Below are 21,724 nucleotides of genomic sequence, written 5' to 3'. Positions count from 1 at the left end.
TTGGTGAGTGCTTAGTGTGTGCTTAATGAGTGAATTAATGGTAAGCAGCCTTGATCCTTTCCAGTTTGCCGGCATATAAATTCTGGGCCTTGCGGGTGGTGCTGTTGGCCTGCGCCAGTGTCAGTTCTTCTATCGCGTCCTTGGTTTCCCCCAGTTTTAAATGTGCCAGTGCCAGCCATAAATGGAATTCGTCGTAATTCGAATCCCGTTTGATTTCCTGTTTGAACAGGGCTTTCGCTTCGGCATATTCACCGCGATCCATGGCTGCCAGACCACGGTTGAAGTAATGGAAGGGGGCATTCGGTTGCAAGTTTGCCAGTCTGTCGGCATATAGTTGTGCTTCAGGCAGACGGTCAGCCTTGCGCAATACTTCGACCAGGTTGCTGAGCGCCATGGTGTTTTCTCTTTCTTTGCTCAGAATCTGCTTGAATACATTTTCGGATAAAGTCAGATCGCCATGCTGGCGGTACACCACACCCAAAGTATTGTAGGCGGCAATGAAGTCAGGGTCGCTCACCAGAGCGGCGCGGGCAAACCAATAAGCGTCGTTAATCTTGTGTTGTGCCAGGGATTCGGCGGCACGATTGTTGAAGTACATGGCAATGACGGTGGCTTCACGTATCAGTTCCGCACGTTGGCCACGCAGATCCCTGGGCGGGAGGAAGTCGATCACCATGGATTGACTGAACTCCTGGGTAGAGTGCCGGAATCCCGATTTGTTTCCCAGTACGATATTCACATGTCCTGCCGCAAAGTAAATATCGTTGTTACGGCTCCAGGATTCATCCATCAGGACATTTTGAAATTGCACATCCATACCCAGCTCTTTTGCCAGTGCTGCCGTCATCAAAACCAGTGACAGGCAATTGCCGGAGCGGGCGCTGAAGGCCTGTGCTGCATTGCGGGTCATTTCCGCATCGTATTCAAGCTTGATCTGGCCTTTGGTGGAAAGTGCGTCAAACAAGGCCTTTTGCGGGGATTTGCCACGTAGCTGGGTAGCAATATCATTTTTCAGGTAAGCATGCATTTCCTTGCTGAGCGCCATGACATCTTCGGCATTGATGGATGACGGTGCCGGGCCAAAACCCTGATCATTTAGTTGCAGGCCGCTTAATTTTTGGTTGGGCTGGCTGGCGCAGGCGCTCAGCAAACTGGCGAAGAGCAGGATAATCCAGGTTTTCATTTTAATCCTCACGCGGCTGGATTTTGACTGAAACGTATTTCATTTTTGTTGATGAAACAGGTTCTTTATTTAGACAGGAATCTGGGCTACTTCAGACTACTAGATAGCTATACAAACTGCTGCATAGACTCAAGGTGGTCGCCGTCTCAAATTCCAGTTTTATTCATTATAGGATAAATAAAGAGGGGATTTATTTATATGATTTGATGCTTGTTGCAAGGCCGATACGCACTGATTCGCATTATTGTTTTGACAGGAGTGAGACGGCAGTGATATCGCAGTGTTATGGCAAACAGTGCAACATTTCCTGTGCAGCGTAAAAATCTGGGATAATGCGTAGCGCTATGTCTTCAAATCAAACACCTAAAAACTCCCCCAAAAAAGCAATGCCCGGTGCGATAGATGGTTTATCGGGATTGCGAGAGCTTCGACAACAATTGCGTGAGACTACCGCGAAGTCTGAAGTACCGGAAAACAAGCCGCTCAATCTCAATGTTGGCGGCGCTGGACAAGATCGTCCTCCCAAAGTGCAACAGGCGCGGCAGCAGGGGGCGCGTCCGCAATCAGCCAGGCCCCGGCCTGGACGCGTCAGTGGTACCGATGGTGCCAATGGTGGCGATAGAGGCGTAAAAGGCCGCAGAGAAAATAATCAACAAAGACCAGCTGCGCCAGCCAAGGAAGAGCCGGTTTTACCTTTTCGCAATGTCTTGCCGCCCATTACCTTCCCCGAAGAGTTGCCGGTATCCGGCAAGCGGGCAGAAATTGCCGAGGCTTTGCAAAAGCATCAGGTCATTATCGTCTGTGGTGAAACAGGCTCAGGCAAGACCACACAATTACCCAAAATCTGTCTGGAACTGGGACGTGGTCAAAAAGGCCTGATCGGCCATACCCAGCCACGCCGGATTGCTGCGTCGTCTACCGCCAAGCGTATTGCGCAAGAATTGAATTCACCGCTGGGTGAGCATGTAGGCTTTAAAGTCCGTTTTACCGATACCCTGAGCAAGGGCGCATCGGTGAAGCTGATGACTGACGGTATCTTGCTAGCAGAAACCCAGACCGACCCGCTGTTAAAGCAATATGACACCATCATCATCGATGAGGCGCATGAACGCAGCCTGAATATTGATTTTTTGCTTGGTTATCTGAAGCAATTATTACCCAAGCGCCGTGACCTGAAGATCATCATCACTTCTGCGACGATAGATGCGCAGCGCTTTGCCAATCATTTTGCCGATACCAGGGGGACGGAGCCCAAACCCGCTCCCGTGATCGAAGTGTCAGGTCGTTTGTACCCGGTAGAAGTACGCTATCGCCCCATACAGGATACCGAAAAAGATAAAGAGCGCGATCTGATGACGGCGATTACCGATGCCGTTGATGAATTGTGCCGTGTCGGTTCTGGCGATGTGCTGGTGTTTTTGCCGGGGGAGCGTGAAATTCGTGACGCTGCCGAAGCCTTGCGCAAACACCATCCACCGCATGTAGAGATTTTACCGCTGTTCGCCCGCCTGTCGGCGCAGGAGCAGGAGAGGGTATTCAAGACTTCGAATGCACGTCGCATCGTGCTGGCCACGAATGTGGCAGAAACCTCGCTAACCGTGCCTGGCATACGCTATGTCGTTGATGCTGGCCTGGCACGTGTCAAACGCTATAGTTACAGGAATAAAGTCGAACAATTGCAGATAGAGGCTGTCGCCCAGTCGGCTGCCAATCAGCGCGCCGGTCGTTGCGGTCGCGTTGCGGCTGGTGTGTGCATACGCCTGTTTGATGAACAGGATTATCTGCAAAGACCAAAATTTACCGAACCCGAAATTTTGCGTTCGTCGCTGGCTGCCGTCATCTTGCGCATGAAATCCCTGCGTCTGACTGATGTTGAAACTTTTCCTTTCATTGAGCCACCGCCGGGCCGGGCGATTGCTGACGGTTATCAGCTTTTGCAAGAACTGGGGGCGATGGATGATGTCAATCAGTTGACGCCGGTTGGCAGGCAACTCGCCAAACTGCCACTGGACCCGCGTGTGGGCCGTATGATTCTGGCTGCCCGTGACAACCAGGCCTTGCAGGAAGTGTTGATCATCGCTGCTGCCCTGTCGGTGCAAGACCCGCGCGACCGCCCCATGGAAGCGCAGGCTGCGGCAGACATGGCGCACAAGAAATTTGCCGATGAAAAATCTGAATTCCAGTCTTACCTGAAAATCTGGAAATGGTTTGAAGATGCCATCGAGCACAAGAAAACCAATCGTCAGCTACAAGATAATTGTCGCGCCAATTTCCTGAGCCAGATGCGCTTGCGTGAATGGCGTGAAGTGCATTCCCAGTTGCTGACCATCGTCAAGGAACAAGGCTGGCGTTTGAATGAAGCACCAGCCACCTATGAGCAATTGCATCTGTCATTGTTGACGGGTTTGCTGGGCAATATCGGCTACAAGTCGGATGAAGAAGCGCATTACCTGGGTGCGCGTGGCATCAAGTTTTATATCTGGCCCGGTTCTACCCTGGCCAAAAAAGCCGGACGCTGGATCATGGCGGCTGAACTGGTGGATACCACACGCCTGTATGGACGCTGTATTGCCCAGATCAATCCGGAATGGCTGGAAAAAATCGGCGAGCACCTGCTGAAAAAATCTTATGGCGAACCGCGCTGGGAAAAACGCGTCGGCCAGGTATCTGCCTTTGAACGCGCCACCCTGTATGGATTGGTTGTATACAGTCAGCGCCGCACGCAATATGGCCTGACCCATCCGGCAGAAGCACGTGAAATGTTCATCCGCGATGCCCTGGTCGAGGGCGAGTTTGATACCCGTGCCCCTTTCTTTGCGTATAACCAGAAACTGGTACGCGAGATAGAAAACCTCGAACATAAATCACGCCGCCTGGATGTGCTGGTGGATGAAGAGCTGATCGTGGCTTTTTATGATCAGCACTTGCCAGCCGATGTCTGGAACGCAGTCCTGTTTGAACAATGGCATAAAGAAGCGACCAGGGCCAATCCCAAGCTCCTGTACCTGAACAAGGACGAGTTGATGCGTCATGAGGCAGCAGGCGTGACCACGGATTTATTCCCCAAGACCATGCAGGTCTCGGGTGTAGCCTTGCAACTGAGTTATCACTTTGAACCGGGCAGTCCACGCGATGGCGTGACTCTGACTGTGCCTTTATTTTCTTTGAATCAGGTATCGGCAGACCGCTGCGAATGGCTGGTGCCTGGCATGCTCAAAGAAAAAGTGCATTTGCTGATCAAATCCTTGCCGCAAAAGATACGTCGTCATTGTGTGCCTATCCCAGAATATGCGGCAGGTTTTTGTGAGCGCAATGATTTTGGTAAGGGCAATTTCCTGGATGCCGTGATTGCCGACATACGCGAGCAAAAAGGCTTGCTGTGCAAGACCACGGATTTTAAATTCGAGACCGTACCCGTGCATCTGACGATGAACTTCAAAGTCGTCGATGAGCATGGTCGCCAACTGGAAATGGGCCGTAACCTGGCCAGCCTGAGGGCAGAATTTGGTGGTCAGGCACGCGAGAGTTTTCAGCGTATTGCCAGCGCAGAGAAACTGGCCCTGCTGGATACAAATTCAGTTGTGACCAAACAGACTGCTGTCGAAGAAGACAAGTCAGTCCGCAACACTGGCAAACCTGTAACTGCGAGCATTCAGACGAGCGCCGCAGTACCTGCATTCAAACAGGAAAACCTGACCGCATGGACCTTTGACAGCCTGCCTGAATTGCTGGAAGTCCAGCAGGGGAAACAAACGCTGATTGGTTATCCTGCACTGGTAGACAAAATCACGCATTGCCACATTGAAGTGTTCGATGATCCGGATGAAGCAGCTCGCATACATCGCACAGGTTTGCGACGTCTGTTTGCCTTGCAATTAAAAGAGCAGATCAAGTTCCTGGAAAAAAATATTCCTGGCTTGCAGCAGATGGGCATGCAGTTCATGGCCCTGGGTTCGCAGGAGGAATTGCGTGACCAGATTATTCAGGTCGCCATAGAAAGTGCTTTCCTGCAAAGCCCTTTACCTGCCAATTCAGGTGAATTCAACAAACGTCGTGATGAAGGCAAGGCAAGGTTGAATTTGCTGGCGAATGAAATTGCCCGCACAGCCGCGCAGATACTGGCTGAATACCATGGCTTGCCCAAGAAGCTGCAAGGCATCAAGGCCCATGCACAGGCGGCTGCCGATATGCAGACACAGTTGCAAATGCTGGTGACCAAACACTTTATTGCGGACAATGATTTCACTCAGTTATCGCATTTCCCCCGCTATCTGAAAGCCATCACGGTACGCATGGACAAGCTGCGCGCCGATCCTGCGCGTGACCAGAAATTGCTGGCAGAATGGAATAGCGTGGCCCAGGCATGGCAGCGTCATCCACGCAAGACTGGCGTGGATGCTGACCCCAAACTGCTGGAATTCCGCTGGTTGCTGGAAGAACTGAGGGTATCGCTGTTTGCTCAGGAACTGCGTACGCCCATGCCGGTGTCTGTCAAGCGGCTGCAAAAAGTGTGGGAAAGTCTGCAGCGATGATCATCGATGACAGAGTCCTCAATGTCATGGACGCAGGCAAAGCTTGCTTGCGGTATGCTGACGGCCTGTCACTGATCACTGGCAATTTTCATTGCCTGCATAAAATTGCCTGATTTACTGCGTATTCATGAATCATAAACTGACGCCATCTACCATACTCCTGCTGGTCACGCCGCCTTTGCTGTGGTCGGGTAATGCGATTGTCGGGCGCATGATTCATGAAATGCTGCCGCCAATTACCCTCAACTTCATACGCTGGGTGCTGGCTTTTTTAATTTTGTTGCCAATGGCTTTTCGCATCTATCGGCGTGACAGCACGTTGTGGCGCAACTGGCGACGCTATGCAGTATTGGGTTTGCTGGGTGTGGGTTTGTACAATGCCTTGCAATACCTGGCGCTGCAAAGTTCTTCGCCCATCAATGTAACGCTGGTTGCCGCCAGCATGCCGGTATGGATGCTGATTGTTGGCAGTCTGTTCTTTCAGGCCAAAGTCACACGCTGGCAACTGGCAGGTGCGGCGATGTCCATCGCTGGCGTCTTGCTGGTATTAAGCCGGGGTGAACTGGCACAGTTACTGGCCTTGCGGCTGGTGCCGGGTGATCTGTTCATGATCATCGCCACCATTGCCTGGTCGCTTTATAGCTGGTTGCTGACACGTGGTGATGATGCTGAATTGCGCAATCGCTGGGCCGATTTTTTGCTGGCTCAGGTCAGTTTTGGCGTACTGTGGTCGGCGGCTTTTTCGGCTGCCGAATGGACCTTGATGAAGCCTGCCATACACTGGAATCCCATGTTGTTTGCTGCACTGGCTTTTGTGGCGATTGGCCCTGCGGTCATTGCCTTTCGCTGCTGGGGCCTGGGTGTGCAGCGGGTGGGGCCGAACGTAGCCGCATTTTTCAATAACCTGACACCCTTGTTCGCTGCCCTGATGTCGGCTGCTTTTCTGGGTGAATCGCCCCATCTGTTTCATGCCGTGGCTTTTATGTGTATCGTCGGTGGCATTGTACTGTCGTCGCGACGTGCTTGAATGCCTCCATGCTGGTGATGTCAGAGTGGATCTGCCACGCCAATAGGGGCGGGTGTGATATTGACAATCAGTGAAAACAATTCCTCATATTTATAGCGGGCACCGGCTTCATCCAGATGTGCACGGTTTTGCAGAAAGGCAGTATCTATTTCTTTCCAGTCGTGATCATTCAGCACCTGTCTGGCGACAGGGATAATTTTTTCTTCTTCAGCACGCATATGGGCGAAATAAAATTGCGCATATTGCTCGACCAAATCGCGGAAATTCGCAAAGGCTGGCTTGCCGCCAAATTCATAGTCAAGCAGGGCGTGGAATAGCCGGTGTACCATTAATTCTCCCTTTGCATGTTGTTCGCTGAGCGCATCAAGCTCATTGTCCAGCTGATGGGTTCTTTCCTTGATCTTGGCAAACAAATACTGTTCTTCTTTGGGGTGGTGCACCTTTTCCGGATATTCCATGATGTAGTACAGCATGGCGCGGAAAACTTTCAGTTCAGGCGCAGTTCCACCACCTTCTATCTTTCTTACAAAGTAACGCATGCCCTGAATAACGGACGAAAGATGTTCGTGCTCGTCTTGTATGATGCTGAGTGAAGCGGGGTAAATTGTCCTGGCAGACATGGCGGGCCTCCTTGCTATTTTGTTTGTTACTTTACTAGCGAGCAAGCGGGACGCTGTTGATCAGGATCAAAAGAGAGGGAAAGTTATTCTGAAGTGCACAGATGAAAAAACCTCAATGCCGCTGTGGGCAATGAGGTTTTAACCTGGTGTTGTCAATGTTTGTTCATGTTTGCTCATGTTTGCTTATTTGCCTGTCAGTTCGTTCAGCAATTCCTTGGCATTGTAGATTTTATCCATGGCTTCCAGTATGCCGCCACTGTGTACCGCAACGGTGCGGTTGCTGCGGCCGTCGTACCAGAAGGCTCCACCCAGGGAATGGATATTGCCATCAAAGGCCAGGCCAATGATTTCACCATTGCGGTTGATCAGGGGGCTGCCAGAATTGCCGCCTATGATGTCATTGGTAGTTACAAAATTGTAGGGCTGTAGCAGGTGCAGCTTGCCCTTTGCGGCATGCCAGGAAGCAGGCAGCGCAAACGGATGGGCCCCGGTATCACGTTCAAAGGCACCGGAAAAATTGGTGAAGGGGCGGATTTTGTGTTCGCCCTGATCCCAGCCTTTGACTTCGCCATACGACAGGCGCAGACTGGCCGTGGCATCCGGGTAGACACTGGTACCCGATTGTGCAAAACGCGCCTGGGCAATCAATTCGGAATTTTTCTGTACGATAGCCTGCACTTCCTGTTCCATGCGTTTGCGGTACATACGTGATTCTGCTTCGACAGCCAATGCAAGCTTGATGAAGGGGTCGTCCGACAGGGCAATGGCTTCCTTGCCACCATTCCACAGAGTTTTTCGGTATTCGACATCGCCCAGCCGGGTGCGATCGATCAGTTTATCCGTCAGTTGCTCTGGCGATAATTTACCTAGCACCTGTTTGACGAAGGCATGGTCCACACCAAGGTCTTCGCGCATTTTGGTTAAAGAGTGTGTGAGTTTGAGTTTTTCAAATTCAGGGTAGATGGGCGCTTTGGAAAACAGGTTTTGCTGCACAGTGGGCAGGCGAGTATCGATAAATTCGGGCAAGCGTTCGGCATTCGCCTTGGCTTTTTCTTCGGCAGCGCGCACCAGCATACGCGCCAGACGGAAATAATTGCTGTTGAAGGCTTCTGCACCTTCAGTCATGCTGGTGACTCTGAACAGTTGGCGATAGCTGTCCTGTGCCCGGGCAATCGCATCCCATGCTCCGCCGATTTTTTCTTTCAGTTCTGGCCGGGAATTGACGAACTGACGCAGCGCAGTTTCGTCTGCCTGCTGGCGTGCCATGAATTCTGGATCAAGCAGGGCTTGCAACTTGCCTGTGCCAGCTTTGTAGCGGTTTTCTATGCCAAACAGCGCCTGGTCGGCAATACGTGCTGCTTCCGGGCTGGTTTTACGGTACTGGGTGACGACGCCACGCAATTCAGCCGTATGCTGCAAGCTATCAATCAGGCCAATATCGCGCAGGCTGATCAGTTGTGCCATGGTCAGTTGGCGCTGGGTAGAGCCAGGGTGACCAGTGACAAAACTCATTTCACCTTCTTGCGGACCATTTTTGCTGAATGGGAAATAGTTTTTGATTTCTGCCGGTTTGCCGTTTTCATACACGCGCAGCATGGTGATATCAAGGTCATAGCGCGGGAAATTGAAATTGTCCGGATCACCGCCAAAAAAGGCTATGGCTTTTTCAGGAGCCCATACCAGGCGTGTGTCGGCATAGCGATGGTATTTGTACAGGTGGTAACGGCCACCGTGATAAAGGTCAATGACGTCGCAACGGGTTTTTTCTTTGTCGTCGCCTACGCAGGCTGCAGTCAGTGCGGCCTCGATCGCGTTCTGTGCCTGCTTGAAGGCCGCGCCTTCCAGGCCGGCAGTCGCCTTCCGGACATCTTCGGTCACATCGGTGATGTCTTCCAGCCGGTTCAGTTCCATGGCTGGGCAAACCTGTTCTTCACCATATTTTCTTGCCAGGAAACCATTGCTGACATAGTTTTGTTTGGCGGTTGATAACTGTTCTATGCAACCGGATGCACAGTGATGATTCGTCATTACCAGGCCATCCTTGGAGACAAAAGAACCAGAGCAGCCAGGCAGTTTGACCGAACTCAGCATGGTGTTCTTTATCCACTCCGGACCAGGTTTGAAGCCATATTCAGTCTGCAATTTTTGTATGGGCAGATTATCCAGGGTCCACATTCCTTCCGCTGCCAAAGCCAGGCCGGGTAGGGACAAGGCAATCAACAGGAACTTCTTTTGCATGATGTATTCCATTTTGTACCTGGATATGGTGCTTCTCCAGGCCGGGGAGCGGCTATGATTGGGGGCAGCAGCCCCCGTGAAAATCAGGAGATGCTACGGCCTGGAAAATAAAAAGCTTAATGTTTGGCTTTGATAGCCTCGATCTGATCCATGATTTTATTCATGCGCGCAAACACTGCCTGGTAAGGTGCGGGGGAGGCCAGATCGACACCAGCCTTTTTGACCAGTTCATACGGATAGGCAGAACCGCCTGCTTTCAGGATGTTGAGGTAGTTGTCACGGGCACCGGTACGACCTTTCAATATCTCATCTGCAAACATGGATCCGGCAGCAATCGATGTTGCATACTGGAACACATAGAAGCGGTTATAGAAATGCGGGATATAAGCCCATTCTACGGCATAGGTATCGTCTATCTTCATCACGCCTTCTTTGTCGCCGTGATAGTTTTTCAGGATATCACCATAGATTTTGCTCAGTGCTTCGCCAGTCAGTGATTCACCTTTGTCGACCTTGGCATGCACTTCACGTTCAAAGTCAGCAAACATGGCTTGACGGAAGAAGGTGCCGCGCAGGTTTTCCAGTGCTGAACCCAGATACAGCAAGCGCTCGTCATCGCTCTTGGCGATTTTTAGCATGTGGTCAAGCAAAAAGACTTCATTCGTGGTGGATGCGATTTCTGCTGTGAAAGTAGGGTAGTCGGCACTGATGAAAGGCTGGTGTTTGTTGGCCAGGTAGGAATGCATGGCATGTCCCCATTCATGGCCCAGCGTCGATACTGACTCATAATCATCATTGTAATTGAGCAGCAGGTAAGGGTGGACATCATAGGCCGCACCATTCATGTAGGCGCCCGAGCGCTTGCGTGGGCGCGGATAGACATCCATCCAGCGTTCTGTGGTGGCCTTTGCCATGGCTTTGGTATAGTCATCACCCAAAGGTTTGACGGATTCCAGCATCAGCTTGACGCCTTCGGCAATCGGGTATTTGAAATCGCCGGATACCAGCGGTGGATAAATGTCGAAATAACGCAGATCCTGCACGCCCAGTAGTTTTGCACGGAGTTTGAAATAGCGGTGCAGGGTAGGCAGGTTGGCACGGGTTTGCTCTACCAGCGTGTCATAGACTTCCCTTGGCAGTTTATTGTTGTCCAGCGCCTGCGTCAGCGAATCTGGATAATTGCGGATCTTGGCATAGGCAGAATCGCGTTTTAACTGTTCATAAAAAGTGACGCCGTAGCTGCGTTCAAATTCTTTCCATTTCCCCCAGAACGCATCGAATACCAACTGGCGGTCAGCCCTGTTCGGGGCGGCGCGGTATTTGGTATAGGCAGACTGGTCTATGCGTACTTCTTCGCCGGTGGACAGTTTGACCTTGGGCCAGGGCATTTCTGCATTGGACAAGGTGGTGTAAACAGCGCTGGCAGTATTGGTTGCCATGCCAAAGGTGGCGATAATTTCTTCGCCTTTTTTATCCAGGGTATGCTTACCTGAACGCAAGATATCATCCAATTGATGGGCATAGATACGCAAGCCCTTTTCCTTGGCCTGGAAAGCCTGGATTTTTTTATCCCCCAGGGCCAGAATTTCTGGCCGGATGAAAGAACTGGCTTCATCTACCTTGCTGCCCAAAATATCAGAGCGCTGGCCCAGGTCCATGCCTGCATTGTTGCCAGTATCCTGGTCACGGTATTGAAATGCATAACTGGACAGACGGGCAAAGCGTTTCAGCATATCCGAATTCAAATCCAGGCAAGTCTTGAAACGTGCCACGCTGTCGCCCAGATGTCCGCTGCAAGTCTGTAGTTGTTTTAGCTGTACTTCCAGGGTCATGGCATCCTTGTCCCAGTCAGCCTTGGTCTGGTACATGTCATTCAAATTCCAGCGATCTGCCTCGGTTTCACTTGGATGGGCGGCAAAGGCAAAGGTGGGCAGGGTCAGTGCAACAGCGAACAGGTTGCGGACAAGATGTTTGTGCATGGCGTAACGTCCAGTTCTCTTAGATGGATAGGTGACAAAATGCTGTGGGAGCCTATGGAATTGTTTGGATTACTGTTTGAGCAGCGCCCTAGGCTTGGGCAGTATTTTGGTCTGAAAGTTCTCAAATGAGAAGACAATTTGAAAATATTTTTCCTGATGGACTGAGGGAGATTTGCCGTAACACTTTCATTTGTTAATTAAGTAATATTATTTGTATTTGACTGCCTGAACAGCACTGGGCAAGTAAAGAACTGATGTTCAGTTCTTTACCTGATACTGTCAGTGGCTTTACTTCGGTAACATGTCAAGCTTGATCATATTGTCACTGGGCTTTCTGTCTATGTATTTATTGTCAGGATCTATACCTGCCTTGGCCGGTATGCCTTTGACGATCATTTTGAAATCCATGGCTTTTTGATTGATCAGTTTGCGTTCACGCAGCAAGGGTTTGCCATCCTTGTCGTCCACGCCTATGTCCATCCAGTCTTGCAGCGGGACTTCTTTTTCCACGCCCAGTTCGTCGGCCTTCAGTTTATTGCTGGTGACGCGCAAAGCAACTTCATATTGTCCGTCTGGCAGCGGTTTCGCAGTGGCTGTCATGGCACGGTTTTCAAACAGGATGATGGATTCAAATAAATCGGTAATCAGACCCTGTTTGTCAGCCGGGGCAGTCTTGCGCAATGCATCCACCAGTGCCGCACTGCTGGGATAAGGTGCGCCCTTGTTGGCATACTGGGCAATGACAGTACGCAATGCCTGGTTGACCTTGTCCTCACCTATCTGGTCTTGCAGCAGATACATGGCCAGGCTGCCTTTTGCATAGTGGATGTAATTCTGGCTTTCATTGAATGCCAGTGGCAGTTCTTTCTTCCTTTCCTGGCTGCGTCCTTTCAGATAGCGGTCCAGTTCAAATTTCAGGAAGCGGCGCATGGCGGCCTCGCCATAGGTATGTTTCATCACCATCAACGCGGAGTATTGCGCCAGGGTTTCAACCAGCACGGTACTACCTTTGCTATTGCCGGAAATGACCTGGTGTGCCCACCATTGATGGGCCACTTCATGGGCAGTGACGTAGAAAGGGTAATCCACTTCCAGTGGATCTTTGTCATCCACATGGGCGATGAAACCTATGCTTTCTGAATACGGAATGGTGTTCGGAAATGCCTGTGCAAACGTGGCATAGCGCGGGAACTCGACTATCCTGACCAGCTTGTGCTGATAAGGGCCAAAATTGGTCGTATAGTAATCGAGCGAATTCTGTACGCTCTTTATCATGCGGTCAAGATTGTAGGGATGTCCCTTGTGATAATCGATTTCAATGGCGATATCTTTCCATTGTGCCCGTTTGATTTCATAGCGGCCAGACAGAAAGGCATAGAAGTTCAGTATGGCCTGCTCTGGCGCGTAGTGAAAATAGCGCCGTCCATTTTCTTGCCATTCACGCTTCAGACTGCCTGGTGCGATCGCCATCTGGTCTGCGCTGGTGGATACCACGGCATCAAAATTGATCCAGTCTGCATCATTGGCGATGTAGCTATTGCTTAATGCCTTCGGGTCATCCCTTTCTGCCATTCGTTCTTTTTCTGGCAGCCCATGTTTGCGCCTGGCCTTGTCATCACTGAGCTCCAGAGCGGGTTGGTAACCTATATGCGGCGTCAGTGTGCTGTTGAAAAAACTGCCGTTGTACATGACGGTATCGCCCGAACTCATGCCCAGAAAATTTTTTGGAGCGAATTCAAGTTCAAAGTGCAGTTTCAGTTTTTCTCCAGGTTGCAAGGCCTGGCGCAACTGATAGCTGTAAAAACCCACTTTTTTATCTTTTATGCGTGGTTCATGTGGGACATCCAGCTTCATCTGTATGATGCGTGCATCATCCGATTCCATGATGAAAATTTCCTGGATGGCAGTGTTGCTGCGATTGATCAACTGGTAGTCACCCCTGATCAGCGCCGTGCGGGTTTCTGGATAGATATCAACGTTCAGTTTGACATCGGTGATGCGTGGCTGTGGCTGTGCGGCATATTGTTTATAGTTCTTTTCAAATGTGGCATTTTCAGCCTGTTTTTCGTACTGGCTTTTGTAGGGCGTGAGTATGTTGCTAAAGTAAAAAATGGCTGTACCGGCAAACAGGAACAGGGCAGTGCCACCCAACATCAGGCTGGCATTGCCGACATTGATGGATAAGCTGGCCATGCGCAGACGATGGCTAAATGCGGTGGTGGTACCACGTACCCACATCAGTAAGGAACAGGCGATCAGGATCAGGCCGGCACCGCTCCAGTACAGCAGGTACCAGCGAGACAGCGCTAATGAATGGCCGTAGCCGTTCATGTCGGAATACACGGTGGACGGCACCGTCGCATAGCGCAACATGGGGTGTTCTATACCCAGTGCAGGCAGGGCGATCAAGGCAATGTAATACACGATCATCAAAAAGTAAGCCAGATACTTGTGATTGACAATGGCTTGCAGCGACATCGCCAGCACCGCGATCAGCGCATATTCAGGCCATTGCACCAGAAACAGTTGATGCACATAAAGGCCAATTTCATAGTTGGTGTAGCCCTTGAAGGTCTGGATCAGCATGCCACACACCATCAGCACAAGCAGCATGATGCCTTGCATGAGGATGAGCGCCGACAGTTTGGCAGTGAATGGCAACCATCCCGGCACCGGCAATGCATCCAGCAATTGTGCGATGCGGGCATCTCTTTCGCGCCAGACCAGTTCGCCCGCATAAAAAGTGGTGATGATGAGCATGAATAAACTGAACGTACCGCCAAGAAATTCCAGCACTGCATACGTTACCGGATAGGTCGATGTACCAAACATCTTGGTCACCGAACTGGATACGGCAAACATGAATAAAACGCCGGACAGCAGCACAACGATGAAATACACGTTCTTGACCGACTCACGTAAATTCAGCCAGCTTTCTGCCAGTAGCAGCTTCCAGTTTCTGGAGGATGAAAATACCGGGATGACTTTAGGCAGATTGACCAACATTGCCTGGTTTGTCGGGGCTGTATGTGTGCTTACTTTCTCTTTCTTTTTCTCTTTCTCTTTCTTTTGTTTTCCTGCGGTAGAAATAGCCTTGAAATCAAAGCGCCAGTAGCAGAAAGCCAGACTGATCAAGCCTACGCCTCCCCATAGAAGGCGATTGATAAGGAACAGACCTTCAAGACTGACCTGGCGGCTATTTTTGTCGGCAATACTCCAGTATTCCGTCAGGTTGCTGACAGCGGCGGAACCGAAAGGATCAAGCAGGGCAGCCAGGGTCTTGTTATCGATATCGCGCATGAAGGACCGCGCAATCATATAGCCTATGATCAGTACCACGCTGGATACATATACCGGCATCATGCGTTTGCCGAGCGTGGCCAGGGTAAAGAAAATCGCCCCAAAGATCATGAAATTAGGCAAGACCGAATACACATACGGCAGGAAATACGCAGCCGGATGCATGGCCCCCAGTCGCACCGCTTCTATGCCTGGCAAATAACATCCCAGCCAGGCACCCAGGCCCAGGCCAGAAAAGATGATCAGCAAGCTTAGCAACGCGCCCAGAAAACGCCCGGCCAGGTACTGAAATTTGGAAATCGGTGCACTGTAAAAGAAATGCCAGGTATGGTGTTCCACATCCTGGTGGGTTGCCTGGCCCATGATGGCGGCTACTGTACTCGTGCCAATATAGGCAAGAAAGGTAATGCTCTGGAAAATCGGGATTGGCGCATTGATAAACACTTTGCCGCCAAAATCGATGGAGGCGGACGCAAAGGCCCCACCAGCGGCTGCCATCCACAACATTGCCAGGCTGAAGAAGATCAGGAAATATACGTAGCTGGACAGACTGCGACATTTTTGACGCAGTTCAAATAAAAGTATCGTTAACATGGATGCTCCTCAGACTGCCGGCACTGTCGGCACAACCGTCAGATCTGCCGATGGTGTCTTTGCTGTGGGCTGGGCGGAGAATAGGCCCGCCATCGCCGCAAAATACACATCTTCCAGATTGGCAGATACCGGTGCATAGCCAGAGTCTGGTTGTGAATCTGCATACACATGAATGAGCGTGCGGCCCGAAGTCAGGCGGCTGGAAATGACCTGATGTTGTTGCCTGTAGTTGGCCAGTTCCGGTTTTTCTATAAACCGTTTCCAGATTTTTCCCTGTATCTGTTCTATCAATGGCAGTGGTTGCCCGGTCAGTACGACGCTGCCCTGATTGATGACTGCCATGTTATTGCATAGGTCGGATACGTCTTCAACGATATGGGTGGACAGAATGACGATTTTTTCGCTGCCGATATCGGATAACAGATTGTGAAAGCGCACGCGCTCTTCCGGGTCCAGTCCGGCTGTGGGTTCGTCAACGATGATCAGCCTGGGGTCACCGAGCAATGCCTGCGCGATACCAAAGCGCTGGCGCATACCACCAGAATAGCCGCCCAGATGCTTGTTCCTGTCCTTGTACAGATTGGTCTGATGCAGCAAGGCTTCCACTACTTCCTTGCGCTGCTTGCGCTTGTCCAGGCCCTTGAGCAGGGCAAAGTGGTCGAGCAGATCATAGGCGCTGACCTTGGGGTAAAGACCAAAATCCTGCGGCAGATAACCGAGTACCCGCCTGATCTGGTCTTTGTTTTCACGAATATCAATCTTGTCCAGCATGGTGGTGCCGGAATCGGCATCCTGCAAGGTCGCCAGGGTACGCATTAACGTGGATTTGCCAGCACCATTTGGCCCCAGCAGCCCAAACATGCCTGCTGGTATGGTGAGGTTGATATCGTTCAGGGCTTGTACGCCATTGGCATATTTTTTTGACAGGTGCTGAATACGGAGTTCCATCGACTTATCCTTCTTCCAAGGTTCTTGTTAATGAGGTTTTTGTTAAGCTGGTTCTTGTTAAGCGCCAGGCCCCGATCGACATGCAGGGTAGATATCATGTTATTAAGTATAAACAGGCTTGTGCAGCGATGTGACGAAATGCCGCATGGCAGGAATGAAATGGGGGAAAAGCAGTTTGAAGCAAGAACTGCTTGCCCGTCCGCTGTCCGCCTGTACTGAATTGCTGCAAGTTTGCTGGTGTTCAGTTATAATGTGTTTTGGCGGGCCCCTGCGCATTGCGGCATGGCCAATCTGGTCAGGTCGGGAACGAAGCAGCCACAGTCATTTCCCGCAAGTGCCGCAGACCAGGCTCGCCAACTCTGATTTATTTCCCTCCTTGTTTTTCAAGCAAATCTGTATTTCTTCCCACAATTGCTACATTGACTGATACAAATTGTGTCTTAGTATCTATCTTTCTTGCATTCAGGCAATTTCAAACTTAATCTGGTTTGGTCGTCAAATTTGACGGGCCACTTTATGGAGAAGCAAATGAAATTCCTGAGTAAATTTTTGCTGTTGGGTTTGTTGGTCACTGGCTTCGTGTCTCCTGGTATGGCTGCAGAAGAGCGCGGTACCACCGAGCAGGCGATGGCCATGGTTAAGAAAGGCATCAGCTATATCAAGGAACACGGCAAGGAAAAAGCGTTTGCTGAGTTTGCCAACACGGCTAACAAAGATTTCCACGACCGTGACTTGTACCTCTTTGCATATGATTTGAATGGTGTGAATCTCAGCCATGGCAATAACCCGAAAATGAACGGTAAAAACCTCATCGACCTGAAAGTGGGCGATCGTTTCGTGGTGAAGGACATGATTGCCGTCGTCAATAGCAAAGGCAAGGGCTGGATAGACTATCAATGGCCTAATCCGGTGACCAAGGTACTGGAAATGAAATCGACTTATGTAGAAAAAGTGGATAATTATTTTGTTGGCTGTGGCGCCTATAAGTAAGTCAAGCGGGCACTGAATCAGTCAATCAACCGCCGCATGATGAAAAGCCATTTTGCTTGTAGCAAAATGGCTTTTTTGTCTTTGTGTCGGGCTATATCGGATCGCAGGCAGCTTGTGATCAGACCGATGCAGAGCGGTCACTGACTTCAGCCATGGGGCTGAGTAGCAGCGCCAGCAAGACTATCGCTACCAGCAGGATACCGCTGCTCATGAATAATTGAGGGATGGTGACGCTGCGCATCAGCCAGCCGGTAAAGGCAGCCGATACCGGGCCTATACCCATGAAGATAAACATGAACATGCTCATGGCGCGGCCTATCATCTGTGGTGGTACCTGCCTTTGTATCCAGGTAAATACCGCCACATGCAGGAAGCCACCGAGGGTGCCCACGGCCAGCAAGATGCCGGCACCCTGCCAACTGGCATTAATCAGGCCCATGGGGATGAACAGCAGGCCGACGATGAAGTCTATCAACAGGATGGTGCGACCCAGATTACCAAAACGCAGTCCCGGTCTGATGCCTGACAATGCCATGCCCAGCAGTGTACCGGCACCATGCGCACCGGCCAGCAGACCAAGTGCACTGGCACTATTGCTGAGCTGATTGGCCATGACCGGCAAGGCAATCTGTATTGGCCCCATGATAAAGAAGGCAATCGCCGCCCAGTAAATGAAGCAACTGCGCAACTGTTTTTCATTCCAGCAGAAGCGCAAGCCTGCCAGGACGGATTGCAATAACTCCAGGGTTCCGCTACCTGCCTGCTGGCCAGGCTGGTTGGCGGACACTGATGTGTTCATCGTGACCTTACTCAGTGTCCAGGCAGAAAACGCATAACTGAAGCAGTCAAACAGGAAAGCCGCAGCCAGACCATGCGCATCGCTAACCGTACCCTGGCTGGCGGTATTCTGTGTGCCAAACAGTGCAATCAGCAAGCCTGCCAGTACCGGGCCGATAAACATGGTGAACTGACGCAAGCCCAGCATGATGCCATTCGCGGATTGCAGTTGCGCGCCCGGCACTACGCGGGGCAACATGGATGTACCAGATGGGATGCTGAAGGCGGTGGAAATGCCCAGCCCCAGGGCCAGCACATACACCATCCATAATTCCAGGTGTCCGATAAACAGCAGCAGGCTCAGTATGCCCAGTAGCGCGGTGTTGATGTATTTGGTCAGCATCATGACGGTTTTGGGTGAATAACGGTCTACCACGGCACCACCGATCAGGATGAAAAGCGCACGCGGAACGCTGATCAGGGCCAGTACGATGCCGAGTATCAGCGTGTCATTGCTCATCTTCAGTACCAGCCAGGGCAGGGCAATGAGGGTGAACTGGTCACCCAGCATGGAGAGCATGCCACCACCGATCAGCCAGCGAAAATTGGCGTCCTTGAAAATAGCTTTGCGTGCGTTTGGCTGCGATGCTGTTTGTGATGTTGTCTGTGACGTTGTTTGTGTGGTTTCCATGATTATTTTTTTCGTGTGTTTTTATTTTTTGATGGTGTATTGTTGGCGTCCAGGATCACCATGCCTTCGCGTGCATAGCGCAGCAAGGCTGGGGTCAAACCGCCGCCCATGCCCAGTTCCGGTTCTTTTTCATGGATGGCCCTGACTTTGATGACGGTCGGCAAATGATGGCCCCAGGCTTCCATGAACAGCACGCGCCATCGGACCAGGATGGCCTGGCTGTCCGGATGTTCTGGCGGTAGTCCCTGCGCCATTTTTTGTCGCAGGTCAGAAAACACCTGAGTCCAGGCATTGGCATTCCTGAAGAAGGATGCACGGAAATATTGCAACTCTTCTTCACTCAGGTATTTGCGATAGATGGCATACCGGATTTCGATTGACGACAGGGTAATGTAGTCCATCATCTCGTCATCCACGCCACTTAATGATTGCAGCGAAGGTTCATTCCTGTGCATCTGGGAAAATTTATTGAGCAAGCGTGCATCCGGCATGAGCCTGCCCATGGTTGCTATCCATTCTCTGGACATGGCCATGGCCCGTGCATCGGATGGTGGAACTTGCTGATCCAGCAAGGCGCGGGCAGTTTCAATCAGGGGGCGCATGGCGAAATCCAGCTTGCCTTGCTGTTCCTGCTCCAGCGCACGCATGTGCGTAATTTCGTCATGACTGAAATATTTGCCTATCAGGCTCATCATTTCCAGTGTGGACAGCCAGTATTCGAGATGGGGTTCCTGATTGGATTTCAACAGTATGGACAGTTCTTGCAGGCGGTCGTGCAATTCCACACTTTGGGCGATTTGCTGCTGCAGGCTGGTGATTTGCTGTTCAATCACGCTTTGCAGGTCGGCATTTTCTCCGTTGATGACGTTGGCAACTTCTGCCAGCGACAAATCCAGTCGACGCAGGGCTTGAATACGATGCAGTCTTTTGATATCGGCACGGTCATATAGACGATATCCGGCTTCAGACCGTGCCGACGGCGTCAGCAAGCCTATCTTGTCGTAATGATGCAGTGTGCGTATGGTCAGGCCAGTGCGGCTGGCCAGTTCGCCGATTTTCAGTAACATGCTTGATCTCCTGTCTGATGAAAACTATAAAGCCTTACATAGCGTCAGGGTCAAGATTTATTTTTATGTACTTGTTTAATAGCTGATGTTGATGAGGTTTTTGCAGGCAGCAAGGCTGCTTGGTGACAAAAAACGGACAAAAAAGCCTGACGACAAAGGCTGGCGTCAGGCTAGTGTGAAGCTAATGTGAGCCTATATCAGGCGCTGGATTTCAGCCCTTCATTGTCGTCAGTGTTTGATTTCGGCAGGTGCTTGCGTACCTTCGGCGACCGTGGGGGCGACAAACAGCTGGGCGCAATCGACGGGGTCAAAGCCATAGTGTTTGCCGCAGAAATCGCAATTGATGTCCAGTTTGCCGAGTTCCGTGATGGCGGTGCGCACTTCTTCTTCGCCCAGCATTTTCAGCATATTGCCGACTTTTTCACGGGTGCAGTTGCACTGGAATTGTGGGTGCAGCGGGTCAAACACACGCAGGGTTTCTTCCCAGAACAGGCGGTGCATGAGTGTGGCTATATCGGTGCTCAGCAATTCTTCCTGTTTCAGGGTGTCACCCAGCATGACGGCATGGTTCCATGCTTCGGTTTCATCTTCAACCTGTGCTTCGGCACCGCCCGTTTTGGGGAGCTTTTGCAACAACATACCACGCGATACCTGCGCATCGGCGGCCAGCCATAATTTGGTGTCAAGCTGCTCTGAACGCTGCATGTAGTTTTCGATGACGGTGGCAATGCTGTCGCCATCCAGCGGTACGATGCCCTGGTATGCCTGTTGGCCAGGCATTTTGTCATTTGGATCCAGGGTGATAACAAAGCGGCCCTGGCCATGTGCATGGATCAGGTCACTCAGTGTGGCATCTTCGGCGATGTCGGCATGCTCGCTGAGTTTGGCGGTGGCGCGCATCTTCAACTCTGCATCACACTCAACCACCAGCAATTTGACCGGGCCATCACCATGGATCTGCATGATCATGGTACCGTTGAATTTCAGATTGGCTGTCAGCAGCGCCGATGCTGCCAGCAACTCACCCAGTATGGTTTGTACCGCGCGCGGGTAGGTGTGGCGTGCCAGTGTTTGTTGCCAGGTGTCGTTCAGTTCTACCATTTCGCCACGTACGCCGGCGTGTTCGAACATGAATTTTTGTAAGGTATCAGTCATTGCTTCATTGCTTTATGGTTGTGGCCGGGTCAGGCGATGCGTTTCAGTTGTGTTTTAAATGTCTGTCCACGCTGGACGTAGGTGTCTGCATTGCGGCGCAGACCGGCAATATCTGCCTCTGTCAGGGTTCTGACGGCCTTGGCGGGTGAGCCTATGATCAGCGAATTGTCCGGGAATTCCTTGCCTTCGGTGACGAGTGCGCCGGCACCCACCAGACTGTTTTTGCCGATTTTTGCGCCATTCAGGATAACGGCCTGTATGCCTACCAGTGAACCCTCGCCGATGGTGCAGCCATGCAGCATAGCCTGGTGGCCGACGGTGACGTAATTGCCTATGTTCATAGGATAACCAGGGTCGGTATGCAAAATGCAGCCTTCCTGGATGTTGCTGTTTTCACCCACGGTGATCAATTCATTATCGCCGCGTATGGTGACATCAAACCAGACACTGGCATTGGTTTCGATCTTTACTTTGCCTATGATATTGGCGCTGTCGGCAATATAGGCAGAAGCATCGATCTCAGGCGCAATTTCGCCAAGTTGGTAAATGGGCATGGTTATTCCGTAAAATAGCGCATTAATGAATCCCGTATTGTAAACTGCCCGGCACCCGCCTGCCTGACT

13 protein-coding genes and 1 other RNA gene are annotated in these 21,724 nt (G+C 51.2%); 4 read left to right on the top strand and 10 right to left on the bottom strand.

Annotation, left to right across the window (positions count from 1 at the left end):
- Positions 1-34 precede the first annotated feature (34 nt).
- Entirely contained in the window at positions 35-1,183 is a 1,149-nt protein-coding gene (locus ACO0LK_RS13535) for a tetratricopeptide repeat protein (protein ID WP_422975865.1), read from the bottom strand.
- A 344-nt stretch (positions 1,184-1,527) separates the two neighbouring features.
- Between ACO0LK_RS13535 and hrpA the strand changes: the two genes are divergently transcribed.
- Together hrpA and ACO0LK_RS13525 are read left to right on the top strand one after the other, a co-directional pair.
- Positions 1,528-5,715: an ATP-dependent RNA helicase HrpA gene (hrpA, locus tag ACO0LK_RS13530; protein ID WP_422975863.1), complete on the top strand. Its 4,188-nt coding sequence runs from the start codon at positions 1,528-1,530 to the stop codon at positions 5,713-5,715.
- Positions 5,716-5,842: 127 nt separating this feature from the next.
- Positions 5,843-6,742 (top strand): DMT family transporter, encoded by a 900-nt coding sequence (locus tag ACO0LK_RS13525; protein WP_422975861.1) that lies wholly within the window; start codon positions 5,843-5,845, stop codon positions 6,740-6,742.
- Positions 6,743-6,762: 20 nt separating this feature from the next.
- Here the strand turns inward: ACO0LK_RS13525 and ACO0LK_RS13520 are convergent, their stop codons facing one another.
- The 5 genes from ACO0LK_RS13520 to ACO0LK_RS13500 form a co-directional block, all read right to left on the bottom strand.
- The gene (locus tag ACO0LK_RS13520) at positions 6,763-7,362 is read right to left on the bottom strand and encodes a hemerythrin domain-containing protein (protein ID WP_422975859.1); all 600 of its coding nucleotides are present in this window, start codon (positions 7,360-7,362) and stop codon (positions 6,763-6,765) included.
- 183 nt (positions 7,363-7,545) lie between these two features.
- The gene (locus ACO0LK_RS13515) at positions 7,546-9,600 is read right to left on the bottom strand and encodes a S46 family peptidase (RefSeq protein ID WP_422975857.1); all 2,055 of its coding nucleotides are present in this window, start codon (positions 9,598-9,600) and stop codon (positions 7,546-7,548) included.
- 116 nt (positions 9,601-9,716) lie between these two features.
- Positions 9,717-11,579: an oligoendopeptidase F gene (pepF, locus tag ACO0LK_RS13510; protein ID WP_422975855.1), complete on the bottom strand. Its 1,863-nt coding sequence runs from the start codon at positions 11,577-11,579 to the stop codon at positions 9,717-9,719.
- A gap of 288 nt (positions 11,580-11,867) precedes the next feature.
- Positions 11,868-15,473, bottom strand: coding sequence for a M1 family aminopeptidase (locus ACO0LK_RS13505; protein WP_422975853.1), 3,606 nt, complete (start codon positions 15,471-15,473; stop codon positions 11,868-11,870).
- A gap of 9 nt (positions 15,474-15,482) precedes the next feature.
- Entirely contained in the window at positions 15,483-16,421 is a 939-nt protein-coding gene (locus ACO0LK_RS13500; protein WP_422975851.1) for an ABC transporter ATP-binding protein, read from the bottom strand.
- A gap of 259 nt (positions 16,422-16,680) precedes the next feature.
- On the opposite strand from ACO0LK_RS13500, the gene ffs reads away from it, so the two are divergent.
- An RNA gene (gene ffs / locus ACO0LK_RS13495) (signal recognition particle sRNA small type) lies at positions 16,681-16,779 on the top strand.
- 170 nt (positions 16,780-16,949) lie between these two features.
- Positions 16,950-17,411 carry a cache domain-containing protein gene (locus ACO0LK_RS13490; RefSeq protein WP_422975849.1) on the top strand — a complete coding sequence of 154 codons (462 nt, stop codon included), beginning with the start codon at positions 16,950-16,952 and terminating at the stop codon, positions 17,409-17,411.
- Between the two features lie 118 nt (positions 17,412-17,529).
- Here the strand turns inward: ACO0LK_RS13490 and ACO0LK_RS13485 are convergent, their stop codons facing one another.
- The 4 genes from ACO0LK_RS13485 to ACO0LK_RS13470 form a co-directional block, all read right to left on the bottom strand.
- Positions 17,530-18,879: an MFS transporter gene (locus ACO0LK_RS13485; protein ID WP_422975847.1), complete on the bottom strand. Its 1,350-nt coding sequence runs from the start codon at positions 18,877-18,879 to the stop codon at positions 17,530-17,532.
- A gap of 2 nt (positions 18,880-18,881) precedes the next feature.
- Positions 18,882-19,946: a MerR family transcriptional regulator gene (locus ACO0LK_RS13480; protein WP_422975845.1), complete on the bottom strand. Its 1,065-nt coding sequence runs from the start codon at positions 19,944-19,946 to the stop codon at positions 18,882-18,884.
- Between the two features lie 228 nt (positions 19,947-20,174).
- Positions 20,175-21,101 carry an Hsp33 family molecular chaperone HslO gene (gene hslO, locus ACO0LK_RS13475; RefSeq protein ID WP_422975843.1) on the bottom strand — a complete coding sequence of 309 codons (927 nt, stop codon included), beginning with the start codon at positions 21,099-21,101 and terminating at the stop codon, positions 20,175-20,177.
- A gap of 29 nt (positions 21,102-21,130) precedes the next feature.
- Complete coding sequence (locus ACO0LK_RS13470; RefSeq protein ID WP_422975841.1) at positions 21,131-21,655, bottom strand: gamma carbonic anhydrase family protein; 525 nt, start codon at positions 21,653-21,655, stop codon at positions 21,131-21,133.
- Between the last annotated feature and the right edge of the window lie 69 nt (positions 21,656-21,724).

Origin of the sequence: Undibacterium sp. Ji49W (assembly GCF_049340205.1) — a bacterium.
Taxonomy (GTDB): Bacteria; Pseudomonadota; Gammaproteobacteria; order Burkholderiales; family Burkholderiaceae_D; genus Undibacterium.
This window is presented reverse-complemented; position numbering and strand designations above follow the sequence as displayed.